Origin of the sequence: Mumia sp. zg.B17 (assembly GCF_019550915.1) — a bacterium.
Taxonomy (GTDB): Bacteria; Actinomycetota; Actinomycetes; order Propionibacteriales; family Nocardioidaceae; genus Mumia.
Map to the genome: position 1 here is coordinate 234143 of NZ_JAHWCI010000009.1, position 11949 is coordinate 246091.

The following is an 11949-nucleotide window of genomic DNA, read 5'->3' on the forward strand; positions in this document are numbered from 1 at the left end:
ACGGGTAGCACCTCCTCGTTCTCTCGCACAGCGTGCGGAAAGGCTAGCAAGGACCCTTGTCCGGGTCGACCAGTGTGGGGCTCCCGCCTCCGCTGATCGGTCTCGGTGCGCGTCGCCTCGCCTCAGTCCTTGGGCTGGCTGTGGGTCGCGATCGCCTGGAGCTCCGACCGCAGGCGCTGCGCGTCGCGGTTCCCGTTGCCGACGCGGAACGCCGGGAAGCGTGGGCTGGTCGTGATCAGATGCTTTCGTGAATGCCTCATGGCAACAACCATGCGCTCGTACAGATCGAGACAGAAGGTGTGTAAAAGTCGTTGACCGCACAGATCCTGCCACGTAGCGTCGACTCCATGATCCGTACGGTCGCTGCCTTGGTCACCGACGACGTCACCGCCTTCGAGCTGGGGGTGGTGTGCGAGGTCTTCGGGATCGACCGGACCGAGGATGGCGTCCCGCCGTTCGACTTCCGGATCTGCGGCCCGGAGGCAGGAGTTCCCGTCCGCCTCTCGGTCGGCGGGTCGATCGTCCCCGACCACGGTCTCGACGGGCTGCTGGGGGCCGATCTCGTCGCCGTCGTCCCGTCGTGGCGACGGACCGGCGAGGCGCTCGCGCCGCTGGACGAGGCGATCCTGTCCGCTCTGCGCGCCGCTCACGCCTCCGGAGCCACGATGCTCAGTCTCTGCAGCGGCGCGTTCATCCTCGCGGAGGCGGGGCTGCTCGACGGGCGCCCGTGCACGACCCACTGGCGCCATGCCGCCCTGCTCCGCACGATGTTCCCGGTCGCGGAGGTCAACGAGGACGTCCTCTTCGTCGACGACGGTGACATCGTCACGAGCGCCGGTACGGCGGCCGGGATCGACGCCGCACTCCACCTCGTGCGCCGGGAGATCGGGAGCGCGGCCGCCAACGCGATCGCGCGGCGCATGGTGGTGGCGCCGCAGCGCGACGGTGGTCAGCGGCAGTTCATCGACCATCCCGTGCCCGAGTGCAGCGACGACATGTTCGCCGAGGTGCTCGACTGGATGGTCGAACACCTGGAGGAGCAGCAGCCGGTCTCGCGCCTGGCGGAGCTCGCCGGGATGTCGCCGCGGACGTTCGCTCGTCGCTTCACCGCAGAGACGGGGACGACGCCGATCCAGTGGCTGGCTCAGCAGCGGATCCTCCGGGCCCGCACTCTCCTGGAGTCGACCGACCTCGACATCGACCACGTCGCGCACCGCTGCGGCTTCTCGTCCGGCACGCTGCTGCGTCACCACTTCCGGCGACTGGTCGGCGTCACGCCAGGGGAGTACCGCAAGACCTTCGCCCTGGCGTGAGCGAGGCGCGGCGCGGGGCGGGTCAGAGGTTGCGCAGCCGCAGCGAGTTCGTGACGACGAGCACCGAGCTCGCGGCCATCGCGGCGCCGGCGATCAGCGGGTTGAGGAAGCCGGCCGCCGCGAGCGGGATCGCCGCCACGTTGTAGCCGAACGCCCATCCGAGGTTCTGCTTGATGGTGCGCAGCGTACGGCGCGACAGCTCGATGGCCCGGGGAGCGAGGCGCAGGTCGCCGCGGACGAGGGTCAGGTCCGACGCCTCGATCGCCACGTCGGTGCCGGTGCCCATGGCGATCCCGAGATCGGCGACGGCGAGGGCCGGTGCGTCGTTGACCCCGTCACCGACCATCGCGACCGTACGCCCGCGGGCCTGCAGGTCGGCGACGGCCGCGGCCTTGGCCTCCGGCAGCACCTCGGCGACGACCTCGGTGATGCCGACCTCGCGCGCCACGTCCTCGGCGACCGAGCGTCGGTCGCCGGTGAGGAGGACTGGCTCGAGGCCGAGCGCGCGCAGCCGGCGTACGGCCTCGGCCGACGTCGGCTTGACCCGGTCCGCCACCGCGACGACCCCACGAACCTCGCCGTCGACCGCCACGTGGACCGGCGTGGTCGCAGGACCGGTGTCCGGCAGGCCGTCAGGAAGGCTCGATCCCTGCTCGAGGAGCCACGGGAGGCGTCCGACGAGAACCTTGCGGTCCTCGACCACGCCGCCGACCCCGAGTCCAGTCGTGGTGACGAACTCGTGCACCTCGGGCAGGTCCCCCGCCTCGCGGGCCGCCGTCGTCACCGCACGGGCCAGGGGGTGCTCCGACGCCGCCTCGACCGCACCGGCGAGCCGCAGGAGCTCGCCGGCGTCGGTGCCGGCGACGGTCTCCACGCCGACGACGTGCATCGCTCCCTCGGTCACCGTGCCGGTCTTGTCGAGCACGACGGTGTCGACCCGGCGGGTGGACTCGAGGATCTCCGGGCCCTTGACGAGGATGCCCATCTGCGCCCCGCGGCCGGTCCCGGCCAGGAGCGCCGTCGGCGTCGCGAGCCCGAGAGCGCAGGGGCAGGCGATGATGAGGACCGCGACCGCCGCGGTGAACGCCTCCGTGGGCGTCCCGCCCGCCAGCAACCACCCGGCGAGCGTGCCGAGGGCGATCACGATGACGACCGGCACGAAGACGGCGGAGATGCGGTCCGCGAGGCGCTGGACCGGCGCCTTGCCGCTCTGAGCGTTCTCCACCAGGCGTGCCATCTGGGCGAGCTGCGTGCCCTCGCCGACGGCCGTGGCGCGGACGACGAGCCGGCCGCCGGCGGCGACCGTTCCGCCCACGACACGGTCACCGGCTGTGACGTCCACCGGGACGCTCTCGCCGGTCAGCATCGCGGCGTCGATCGACGCGCTGCCCGAGACGACCTCACCGTCGGCGGCGACCTTCTCGCCCGGTCGCACCACGAAGGTGTCACCGACCCCGAGCTCGGCGACGGGGACCTCGACCTCTCGGTCGCCACGGAGCACAGTGACCCGCTTGGCGCCCAGCGAGAGGAGCGCGCGGAGGGCGGCGCCGGAGTCCCGCTTGGCGCGCTGCTCGAGATAGCGACCGAGCAGGATGAAGACGGTGACCGCGCTGGCCACCTCCAGGTAGATCTCGTCGGCCCCGGACCCCTGGGCGAACCAGGTGAGCTCCATCGTCATGCCGGTCACGCCGGCGTGACCCCAGAACAACGCATAGACGGACCAGGCGAACGCGGCGGTGACGCCGATCGAGATCAACGTGTCCATCGTCGCGGCGCCGTGGCGCGCGTTGACCAGCGCGGCACGGTGGAACGGCCAGGCACCCCACACCGCGACGGGGGCGGCGAGCGTGAGCGCGAGCCACTGCCAGTTGTCGAACTGCCACGCGGGAACCATCGACAGCACCAGGACCGGGGCCGCGAGGAGCGCCGAGACCACGAGCCGCTGCCGCAGGGACACCAGCTCGGGATCCTCGTCGGGCGTGGCGCCGGAGCCGGTCGCGTACCCCGTCGCGGCCGGCTCCGGCAGATCACGGACGGGAGCGGCGGAGTAGCCCGTCTTCTCGACGGTGGCGACGAGGTCGGCCACGTCGACGAACGCCGGCGCGGACACGTACGCCCGCTCGGTCGCGAAGTTGACGGACGCCTCGACGCCCTCGAGCTTGTTGAGCTTCTTCTCGACACGGGCGGCGCACGAGGCGCAGGTCATCCCGCCGATGTCGAGCTCGTGGGTCTGGAGCGTCACGACCCCACGACCTGATAGCTCCCCGCCTCGTCGACCGCGGCCGCGACGGCGGCGTCGTCGAGCGGGACGTCGCTGGTCACGTGCACCGACGAGGTGCCGCCGGCGACGAGGTCGACGTCCACGGACCGGACGCCCTCCAGCGCCCCGATCTCCTCCTTGACGGCGCCTGCGCAGTGGCCGCAGGTCATCCCGGTGACGTGGTAGGTCGTGTTCATGTTGGGCTCCTCGAGAGTCGGTCGAGCAGGGTACGGGGAAGGGCTGGGGTCACGACCGCACGAGGCGAGCGATCGCGGCGGAGGCCTCGGCGATCTTTTCCTCAGCCCTGTCGCCGGAGGCGATGGCGTCGTGGACGCAGTGCGAGAGGTGCTCGTCGAGCAAGGTCAGGGCGACGGACTCCAGCGCCTTGGTGGCGGCGGAGACCTGGGTGAGGACGTCGATGCAGTAGACGTCCTCCTCGACCATCCGCTGGAGCCCGCGGACCTGACCCTCGACGCGCCTGAGCCGCTTGAGGACTGCGGCCTTGTCGTCGCTGTAACCGGGTGCGTGGGTGTCCATGCCGCCGAGAATACCCCTAGGGGGTATGAGGGACAAGACCTCGGTGGGCACACTCGTCGTGTGACTGATGCAACGGCGTCCATGTCGGAGACCGGCCTCGGCGGAGCCCTCGGCTTCCGCTTCGTGGAGCTCTCCGGTGACCGCGCGACCATCGAGTGGACCGTGGGAGCGCAGCACCTCCAGCCGTTCGGGATCGTCCACGGCGGTGTGCACTGTGCGGCCCACGAGAGTGCCGCCAGCATGGGCGCGCAGGCGTGGCTCCGCGACAGGGGTCTGGTGGTCGGGGTCAACAACAACACCGACTTCCTCCGGCAGGCCCGCGAGGGCGAGACGCTCCGTACGGTCGCGACGCCGATCCACCGCGGGCGGACCACCCAGCTGTGGGAGATGAACACGACGAACGCCGAGGGGAAGCTCGTCGCCCGCGGACAGGTCCGTCTCGCCCACATCCCGGGGACGCCGCCCGAGGAGTTCCTCGCTCTGCTTGGCGCCGAGTAGGGCCGAAGCGCGGAATGCGTTCGGCCGTGCCGGGAGGACGACCTAGACTGGTCCGGTCGCGACTGGCGTTCAGGTGGGTCGACCACCAGGGAGCGACACACCAGCACAGACCGCGGGACCGTACGCCTGGGCCCTGGGTCGACCGCCACCTCCGGGTGGACCGACCTGACCAGGAGGACTCGTCCCCGTGACGACACAGACGCTCTACACCATGACCTCAGACCTTCCCGTGACCACGCCACGGCTCGAGGACCACGACATCCGTGTCCTCCTGCTGGAGAACATCCACGCCGACGGCGCCGAGTTCCTGCGCGCGCAGGGCTACCAGGTGGAGACGCGCACCGGAGCCCTCGGCGAGGACGAGCTGATCGAGGCAGTCCAGGGCGTTCACCTCCTCGGCATCCGCTCCACGACGTACGTCACCGAGCGCGTGCTCGCGCAGGCGCCCGACCTCCTCTCGGTCGGCGCCTTCTGCATCGGCACCAACCAGATCGACCTCAAGGCGGCGGCGGCCCGCGGGGTGGCCGTCTTCAACGCGCCGTACTCCAACACGCGCTCGGTCGTCGAGCTCGCCATCGGCGAGATCATCTCGCTCGCGCGCCGGCTCAACGAGAAGACCAATGACATGCACGCCGGCATCTGGAACAAGTCCGCGCAGGGCAGCCACGAGATCCGTGGCCGCAAGCTCGGCATCGTGGGCTACGGCAACATCGGCAGCCAGCTGTCCGTGCTCGCTGAGGCCCTCGGCATGCAGGTCTCCTACTACGACGTGGCCGACAAGCTCGCACTCGGCAACGCCAAGCGGTGCGCGACGCTCCACGAGCTGCTCGAGACCGTCGACGTCGTGACGCTGCACGTCGACGGCCGGCCGGGCAACGCCGGCCTCTTCGGCGCCGCGGAGTTCGCGCGGATGAAGCCGCGCTCGCTCTTCCTCAACCTCTCCCGCGGCATCCTCGTCGACACCGTCGCGCTGCGGGCGCACATCGAGTCGGGCCACATCGCCGGTGCCGCCGTCGACGTGTTCCCCGTGGAGCCCAAGAAGCAGGGCGAGCCGTTCGAGTCCGACCTTCGCGGGCTCCCCAACGTGATCCTCACGCCGCACGTCGGCGGCTCGACGATGGAGGCTCAGCAGGACATCGGCCGCTTCGTCTCGGGCAAGCTGCACTCCTACCTCGTCGACGGGTCCACCGACCTCTCCCCGAACCTGCCGCACCTCCAGCTGCCGTCGTACGGCGACCACCACCGTCTCGCGCACATCCACCACAACGTGCCGGGCGTGCTGTCGGCCATCAACGTGGTGCTCGGCGACCACGGCGTCAACATCGACGGTCAGATCCTGGGGACTCGCGGCGAGATCGGCTACGTGCTCACCGACATCGACAAGCAGCTCGAGCCCGAGACGCTCGCGGCGCTCGGCACGCTGCCCGAGACGATCCGGCTCCGCCAGCTCACCTGACGCTCAGCCGCGCTGGTCGAGCATCTCAGCGAGGGCGCCGGCGAGCCCGGTCGCGTCCTCGAGCATCGGCAGGTGGCCCGTGGCGAGGCTCCGCTCACGGCGGGTACCGAGCCGGGCAGCGAACCGTCCTTGGAGGCCAGGGGAGAGCTCGCGGTCCTGCGTCGTCGTCACGTACCCGGTCGGCACCCGTAGCGCGTCGGTCCCGGTCCGCCCGCGGTAGAGGTCGGGCGACTCGGGCACGAACTCGGCGACGATCCGCGCGGCAGTGGGCTCGTCCAGGCCCGCAGCGACGCCGCGGCGGAGGGCGCCGTCCGGTGGCCGGGTGCCCGCGAGCCGCATCGCGAGGCTCATCAGGTGGCGCTGTGGGAAGGGCATCGAGGAGACGAACGACCCGCCGGGTGGCGGGACGACGGCGCTGACTCCGATCACGGCGCTGACCCGTGGGTGAGCCCGACGGGCGAGCTCGGTGCCGACGACGCCGCCGGACGAGTGCGCGACCACGGCAAACCGGTCCCACGGCGCGGAGTCGAGGGCAGCGTCGACGTACGAGGAGAGGCTCGGCGTACGACCGTCGGGCCGGGAGGCGACCGCGGTCTCGTGGTCGGGGCCGAGTGCTTCGCGCGCCGCGTCCCAGATCCACGCCGGTAGCCCGGCGCCGCTGAGCAGGAGGACAGGTCCACCGGAGTTCGTCATCACCCCATCGTCTCGTCAGAACTCGTCACCCTTGTGTCACTCTTTTCTCATGAACCGCACCGATCGGCTCTACGCGATCCGGGAGGAGCTGCGGCGCGCCGGCGCGCGGGGCCGCACCGCCGAGCAGCTGGCCGCGACGTACGAGGTCAGCGTCCGGACGATCAAGCGGGACGTGTCGGCACTGCAGCAGGGCGGGTTCCCGATCTGGGCGCGGCTGGGCCGTCACGGGGGCTACGTCGTGGACCCGGACGCGACCCTTCCGCCGTTGAACTTCTCCGAGGCCGAGGTCTCCGGGCTTGCCGCGGCGATCTCCGCGCATCGGGGCGAGCCGTTCGACACCCAGGCGCGCGCCGCCCTCGCCAAGGTGCTCGACGGGATGGCGCCACCGACCCGCCTCCGTGCGACCGCTCTCTCCGAGCGGGTGTGGATCGACCGCGCGGACGACACCACCGGCGACGCGCGGTCCCGCCGGGCGGTGGAGGAGGCGCTCCAGGAGAGGCGCGTGCTCTCGCTGCGTTATCGGGACGGATCGGGGGTCGTCACCGATCGCCGCGTCGATCCGCAGATCCTCGCTTCGACGCGCGGCTCGTGGTACCTCGTGGCGCACTGCCGCAGGCAGGACGCGCTCCGCTGGTTCCGGCTGGACCGGATCGAGCGTGCGAGGCTCACGGCAGCACGTGCCGTCGACCTCCCGGTCGAGAGCATCGGAGCCCCGCCGGCGACCGCGGCACCCGTCGCGGACCTGTGAGCGTCACTGCGCCATCGCGGCGAGCTTCTCGACCGTCCTGAGGTTGCGCGCCGTGCCGACGACGCCGGACAGCTTGAGCAGCCGCGGTGCCGTGATCGCACTGCGTGCCACCCCGTCGGCGTAGCGGAGGTGCAGCTCTCGCCCGATCGGTGCGACGCGGTCGGGCCCGAAGTCGTAGGACTCAAGGGCGCGCACCGCGTCGGCGCTGGGTTCGGAGGCGAGGAACCACACGTGGCAGAGCTTTGGCTCGTGGACGTCGTGCGGGTAGGCGTCGCGCGCGGCTCGCAGCTCGGCGGCGGTACGAGGAATGGCGTCCGTCGTGACGCCCATCCGGTCGGCGATCCCCGCCTCGAGGGATGCGCCGAAGGCTGCTGGGTCGCCCGGCGGCGTGCAGACGAGGTTGCCGCTGTTCACGTACGTCGCCACGTCGAGGGCGCCGAGGTCGCTCGCGAGCGTACGCAGGTCTGCCATCGGCACCGTGTGGCCACCGACATTGACGGCCCGCAGGAGGTAGGCGACCTTCTGGGACGCCACGGCCTAGAAGCCGCCGAAGTCGAACCCGCCGCCGTCTCCGCCGCCGCCCCAGTCGAAGCCGCCACCACCACCGTCGAAGCCGCCGCCGTCACCACCAGCATCGCCGCCGGCGTCACCACCAGCGTCGCCGCCAGCATCCCCGCCGCCGTCACCGCCGCCCTCACTGCCGTCGCCGTACTCGGCGGCGGAGAGGCCGGCGTCGCTGGCGAACATGCCGCCGAGCATCGTGCCCATGAACAGCGCCGGCATGAAGGCGAACGCAGAGAAGTATCCGGCGGCGTACGGCGCGTAGGCCGGACCGGCCTGCCAGTAGGGAAGGCGCTGCGCGCCGACCATCACCTTGCGGGTGTCGGGCTCGGCGCCCGCCCTGACCCGCTCGGCGTCCAGCGCGCAGGCGGGGACGTCGCGGACGATGCCGTCGGTGGGGGCGTACTGGACGTCCTCGACCGACAGACCGTGCCGCGGGTCGAAGAAGCAGGGGGAGCGCTTCGCGGGGAGGGGGTCGCCCACCACCCGCGCCTGGACGCACGCGATGGCGTAGCGCCCGTCTTCCAAGATCTCGGTGACGTGCCGGACATCCTCGGGCTTCTCGAGGGCATCGACGGCCGTCTTTGCCGACTCGTACGCATCGAGGGCCCGCTGGTAGTCGGCGTTGGCACCCTCGTCGAGGGGTGTCCCGACCAGATCGGCATCGAGCTTCTGGAGCTCTTCGCCGAGGGCCGTGACGTCCTCGAACGCGGTCTTACGAACCGCTGAAACCTGGTCAGCGAGCTCGGCGCGCTCTCGCGCAACCGTCTTGCGACGCTCGCTGACCAGGTACAGGGCGATCGCGGCGACGACGACGAGGATTACGAGCTCCATGTCGTCAGCCTACGCGTTCGGAGGTTAAGCGAAGAGGCTCACGCCACCCGGGCCAACGAGCAGGCCCACGATGATGAGGACGACGCCCCACAGGACCTGGCGACGAACCAGTGCAACGATGCCGGCCACGACGAGGATGACGGCAAGGATCCAGAGAAGGAAAGACATGTCTCTCACTCCGTTCTCCCGGGCCGGGGGGCCCCGGGGCTAGGGGGGTGCGACATCGTCGCCGCACGATTGAGAACGCTAGCCCCTCCGTGGGGGCTTGACAGATCGCGGAGGGACTTTTCCTCGAAATCGGGAACTTTTAGCGCCCGATCGTTATCAGAGGTACACGATCTGCCCGTAGCCATTTTAGAACAAAGCGGATGAACGAGGCTGGAGCGGACACGCATCCGGCGGTCGCGCCCGTGCCGTTCGCGTGGAGGAAGATGCCCGACCCGCGATAGCGAACCGCGTTCGGTGGACGGTTGAAGTCGACGACGATCGACCAGACGTAGGCGCGGCGGTAGTCGCGCAGACGCTCCGAGGCGTTGCGGTTCGAGGCGGGGAGCCACCACCTGAAGCCGCCCGCGCTCTTGTTGCGCAGCGTGTTGTAGGCGCGGGAGCGGTTGTCCTGCACCCAGTAGTCCCCCTTGCGGACCTTCCTGTACGGCAGAGCCGTTCCGCTCGGTCGGGCGCGGAGTCCGAACGCCTCGGTCATCGTGAACGTCCCGAGCGGCGTCGTGCCCGTGGACTGCTTGCGCTTGGTCGCGGCGACCAGCCCGCCGTACCCGATGCGTCCGTTGGTGGTGCGCCGCTTGGCGATCCACCGGCCGTCGCGGAGCACCCAGAACGTGACCCGCGCATGGTACGACCGGGTGCGGTTGACCGTCACCACCTGGCGGGTGCCGGCACGCAGCCGTACGGTCACGCCGTCGAGCCGGACGGTGGAGGCGGCGCGAGACGCCGCCGCCGGGCTCGCGGCCGAGGACGTCGAGGTGGTCGTGGAGGTCACGGGCGTCGCCGTGGCAGGGATGCCCACGACGAGGGCAGCGGCGCCGAGCAGCGCGAGGAGGAGTCGTGGCGACATCACCCCACGATGCGCTGGCCGAGGGCTTCGCGCCACCCCTCGCCCGGACGCGCCACGAGCACGCGTGCGTCGCCGACCAACCGCCACGGCCCGAAGGCGCTCGGCACCACGAGAGACTGCCCGCCGCCGACCGGCACCGACCCTGCGGCGCCCTCGAGGACCCCCGTCCCCGAGAGCACGACGAGCGCGGCGAAGCCCTCCCGGACCTCCGGGGCGTCGTCCGGCCCGGGGGCGAGCAGGTGCAGCCGGAAGTAGGGGTCGCCCGCCTCCGGGAGGAGGGGGACGGGCGTCGCAACGCGGTCGTCCAGGTCGTGGTGGACGACGAGCTGCTCGAGCGCCTGACCGCTCAGACCCGCGGTCGAGACGGCTGCCATCGCCTGGTCGAAGCCCAGGCCGAGGTGGGACTCGTCGCGTGTGGAGGTCGTGATCGACCACTCGAGCAGGATCGAGAAGTCGGTCGGCTCCTGCACCTCGGCGACGAAGACCCCCTCGCCGATCGCGTGCGGCGTGCCGGCCGGGACGAGGAAGGCGTCGCCGGGACGGACGGGGATGCGGTTGAGCCGGCTCAGCATCCAGTCGCTGTCCTGGGCATCTCGGCGCTCGGCGAGCTCGTCGGGGTCCACGTCGGCGCTCCACCCGAGATAGACCGCCGCGTCGCCGGTGGCCTCCAGCACGAGCCATGCCTCGGTCTTGCCGTACGGGCAGTCGAGATGGCGCGCTGCGAAGTCACGATCGGGGTGGACGTGGACGGGGAGCCGCTGGCCGGCGTCGAGCAGCTTGAGCAGGATCCCGGTGTCGCCGCCGATGCTGTCGCCGCCGACCCAGGCGGCGGCGTCTGCCTGGACGAGATCGCGGACCAGCGTCCCGTCGGCCGTACGGGCGAGGCCGACCTCTGACGAGCCGTCGCGCGCCACCGTCGCGCCCACCCACTCCTCCGGGCAACGTTCGACCGGCGGCAGGCCCCGGAGGGCGGCGATGCGCGCACCGCCCGCGTAGAAATGGTGGACGAGGTTCGGCTGGAGCAGCTGGGGGGTCACGGCACTGGCTTACCACGTGCCGCAGACCACAACGACCACCACTGGTGACGCGTCATCGCCTCTCCGACCGCCTCGGCGTCGGCGCAGGCACGGATGCGGCCGGGGTCGGTCGTGCCGATGACGGCGACGACGTCCGCAGGGTGCTTGAGGAGCCACCCCAGGACGACGGCCTCCGGCGCGGCCCCGAGCTCGTCGGCGTAGCGGCGGACGAGCGCCGCCGTGGCCTCGTCCTCCGGCCCTCGCGGCCTTCCCGTGAAGCGCCCCTGGGCCAGCGGCCCGTACGCCTGGACGGTGATGGCGTGGTCGGTGCAGTACTCGAGCGTCCCCGCCACCGGTGCGTACGCCCGCGCGTCGGGATGGTTGACGAGCACGCCCGCCTCGATGAGGTCGCGGTGGTGCAGACCGAGCTCGACCTGGTCGACCTCGAGCGGCTGATCGACCGCCGAGCGCAGGTGAGCGATGTGCGACGCGGCCATGTTGGAGACGCCGAAGCCGCGGACCGTGCCCTCGGCCCGCAGCACGTCGAACGCGTCGGCGATCTCCTCCGGTCGGGCGAGCGGGTCCGGGCGATGCAGGAGCAGGCGGTCGAGCCGATCGATGCCGAGCCGCGCGAGGCTCCCCTCCACCGAGGCGAGGATGTGCTCGCGGGACAGGTCGTACGCATTGCCGTTCTCCGCGCCGCCGAGGACGATCCCGCACTTGGTCTGGATCTCGAGCTGGTCCCGCAGGCCAGGGTTGCGGGCGAGGACGGTCCCGAACACCGACTCCGCGGATCCGCCGCCGTAGATGTCGGCATGGTCGAAGAGACGGATGCCGATGTCGTACGCCGTGCGGACCGCGGCCTCTGCGCGGTCGACCTCCTCGTCGGTCGGTGCGGATCCGGCGGACCCGAGTCCCATGCAGCCGTAGGCGAGTCTCATGCCCTCATCCTGGCCGCTCA

At 71.3% G+C, this 11949-nt stretch carries 15 protein-coding genes; 4 read left to right on the plus strand and 11 right to left on the minus strand.

Annotated features, from left to right (window positions below):
- Positions 1 to 122 precede the first annotated feature (122 nt).
- A complete protein-coding gene (locus tag KV097_RS18125) occupies positions 123 to 260 on the minus strand; it encodes a hypothetical protein (protein WP_220342628.1) in 138 nt (45 codons plus the stop codon).
- An 87-nt stretch (positions 261 to 347) separates the two neighbouring features.
- On the opposite strand from KV097_RS18125, the gene KV097_RS18130 reads away from it, so the two are divergent.
- Positions 348 to 1313 carry a GlxA family transcriptional regulator gene (locus KV097_RS18130; protein WP_220366684.1) on the plus strand — a complete coding sequence of 322 codons (966 nt, stop codon included), beginning with the start codon at positions 348 to 350 and terminating at the stop codon, positions 1311 to 1313.
- Positions 1314 to 1335: 22 nt separating this feature from the next.
- Here KV097_RS18130 and KV097_RS18135 read toward each other — a convergent pair whose 3' ends face one another.
- Genes KV097_RS18135 through KV097_RS18145 form a run of 3 tightly spaced genes read right to left on the minus strand, consistent with a single transcriptional unit; the run spans position 1336 to position 4110 of the window.
- Complete coding sequence (locus KV097_RS18135; RefSeq protein ID WP_308289492.1) at positions 1336 to 3555, minus strand: heavy metal translocating P-type ATPase; 2220 nt, start codon at positions 3553 to 3555, stop codon at positions 1336 to 1338.
- On the minus strand, positions 3552 to 3770 hold the full coding sequence (locus KV097_RS18140; RefSeq protein WP_220342626.1) for a heavy-metal-associated domain-containing protein: 219 nt from the start codon (positions 3768 to 3770) through the stop codon (positions 3552 to 3554). The genes KV097_RS18135 and KV097_RS18140 overlap by 4 nt, the downstream gene beginning before the upstream one ends.
- A 49-nt stretch (positions 3771 to 3819) precedes the next feature.
- Positions 3820 to 4110 (minus strand): metal-sensitive transcriptional regulator, encoded by a 291-nt coding sequence (locus KV097_RS18145; RefSeq protein WP_220342625.1) that lies wholly within the window; start codon positions 4108 to 4110, stop codon positions 3820 to 3822.
- Positions 4111 to 4170: 60 nt separating this feature from the next.
- Here KV097_RS18145 and KV097_RS18150 point away from each other — a divergent pair, with 60 nt between their 5' ends.
- Both KV097_RS18150 and serA read left to right on the plus strand, forming a co-directional pair.
- Positions 4171 to 4608 carry a PaaI family thioesterase gene (locus KV097_RS18150; RefSeq protein WP_301022058.1) on the plus strand — a complete coding sequence of 146 codons (438 nt, stop codon included), beginning with the start codon at positions 4171 to 4173 and terminating at the stop codon, positions 4606 to 4608.
- 211 nt (positions 4609 to 4819) lie between these two features.
- On the plus strand, positions 4820 to 6064 hold the full coding sequence (gene serA / locus KV097_RS18155; RefSeq protein WP_255559874.1) for a phosphoglycerate dehydrogenase: 1245 nt from the start codon (positions 4820 to 4822) through the stop codon (positions 6062 to 6064).
- A gap of 3 nt (positions 6065 to 6067) precedes the next feature.
- Here the strand turns inward: serA and KV097_RS18160 are convergent, their stop codons facing one another.
- Positions 6068 to 6757, minus strand: a complete 690-nt coding sequence (locus KV097_RS18160) for an alpha/beta fold hydrolase (RefSeq protein ID WP_220366685.1) — start codon at positions 6755 to 6757, stop codon at positions 6068 to 6070.
- Positions 6758 to 6806: 49 nt separating this feature from the next.
- Here KV097_RS18160 and KV097_RS18165 point away from each other — a divergent pair, with 49 nt between their 5' ends.
- Positions 6807 to 7505, plus strand: a complete 699-nt coding sequence (locus tag KV097_RS18165; protein WP_220366686.1) for a YafY family protein — start codon at positions 6807 to 6809, stop codon at positions 7503 to 7505.
- A 3-nt stretch (positions 7506 to 7508) separates the two neighbouring features.
- Here the strand turns inward: KV097_RS18165 and KV097_RS18170 are convergent, their stop codons facing one another.
- The 6 genes from KV097_RS18170 to KV097_RS18195 form a co-directional block, all read right to left on the minus strand.
- Positions 7509 to 8039, minus strand: coding sequence for a DUF1697 domain-containing protein (locus KV097_RS18170; RefSeq protein WP_220342622.1), 531 nt, complete (start codon positions 8037 to 8039; stop codon positions 7509 to 7511).
- Between the two features lie 3 nt (positions 8040 to 8042).
- Positions 8043 to 8900, minus strand: a complete 858-nt coding sequence (locus KV097_RS18175; RefSeq protein WP_220345589.1) for a hypothetical protein — start codon at positions 8898 to 8900, stop codon at positions 8043 to 8045.
- 24 nt (positions 8901 to 8924) lie between these two features.
- Positions 8925 to 9068, minus strand: coding sequence for a GPGG-motif small membrane protein (locus KV097_RS18180; protein WP_220342620.1), 144 nt, complete (start codon positions 9066 to 9068; stop codon positions 8925 to 8927).
- 139 nt (positions 9069 to 9207) lie between these two features.
- A complete protein-coding gene (locus KV097_RS18185) occupies positions 9208 to 9972 on the minus strand; it encodes a L,D-transpeptidase family protein (RefSeq protein WP_220366687.1) in 765 nt (254 codons plus the stop codon).
- The gene (locus KV097_RS18190; protein ID WP_220366688.1) at positions 9972 to 11009 is read right to left on the minus strand and encodes a class I mannose-6-phosphate isomerase; all 1038 of its coding nucleotides are present in this window, start codon (positions 11007 to 11009) and stop codon (positions 9972 to 9974) included. The genes KV097_RS18185 and KV097_RS18190 overlap by 1 nt, the downstream gene beginning before the upstream one ends.
- Complete coding sequence (locus tag KV097_RS18195; protein WP_220366689.1) at positions 11006 to 11929, minus strand: aldo/keto reductase family oxidoreductase; 924 nt, start codon at positions 11927 to 11929, stop codon at positions 11006 to 11008. The genes KV097_RS18190 and KV097_RS18195 overlap by 4 nt, the downstream gene beginning before the upstream one ends.
- Between the last annotated feature and the right edge of the window lie 20 nt (positions 11930 to 11949).

Excerpts from the sequence above, each read along its gene's own strand:
- KV097_RS18125 (WP_220342628.1), bottom strand. The coding sequence starts at position 260 with ATGAGGCATTCACGAAAGCATCTGATCACGACCAGCCCACGCTTCCCG.
- KV097_RS18130 (WP_220366684.1), top strand. The coding sequence starts at position 348 with ATGATCCGTACGGTCGCTGCCTTGGTCACCGACGACGTCACCGCCTTC.
- KV097_RS18140 (WP_220342626.1), bottom strand. The coding sequence starts at position 3,770 with ATGAACACGACCTACCACGTCACCGGGATGACCTGCGGCCACTGCGCA.
- KV097_RS18145 (WP_220342625.1), bottom strand. The coding sequence starts at position 4,110 with ATGGACACCCACGCACCCGGTTACAGCGACGACAAGGCCGCAGTCCTC.
- serA (WP_255559874.1), top strand. The coding sequence starts at position 4,820 with ATGACCTCAGACCTTCCCGTGACCACGCCACGGCTCGAGGACCACGAC.
- KV097_RS18160 (WP_220366685.1), bottom strand. The coding sequence starts at position 6,757 with ATGACGAACTCCGGTGGACCTGTCCTCCTGCTCAGCGGCGCCGGGCTA.
- KV097_RS18165 (WP_220366686.1), top strand. The coding sequence starts at position 6,807 with ATGAACCGCACCGATCGGCTCTACGCGATCCGGGAGGAGCTGCGGCGC.
- KV097_RS18175 (WP_220345589.1), bottom strand. The coding sequence starts at position 8,900 with ATGGAGCTCGTAATCCTCGTCGTCGTCGCCGCGATCGCCCTGTACCTG.
- KV097_RS18180 (WP_220342620.1), bottom strand. The coding sequence starts at position 9,068 with ATGTCTTTCCTTCTCTGGATCCTTGCCGTCATCCTCGTCGTGGCCGGC.
- KV097_RS18185 (WP_220366687.1), bottom strand. The coding sequence starts at position 9,972 with ATGTCGCCACGACTCCTCCTCGCGCTGCTCGGCGCCGCTGCCCTCGTC.
- KV097_RS18195 (WP_220366689.1), bottom strand. The coding sequence starts at position 11,929 with ATGAGACTCGCCTACGGCTGCATGGGACTCGGGTCCGCCGGATCCGCA.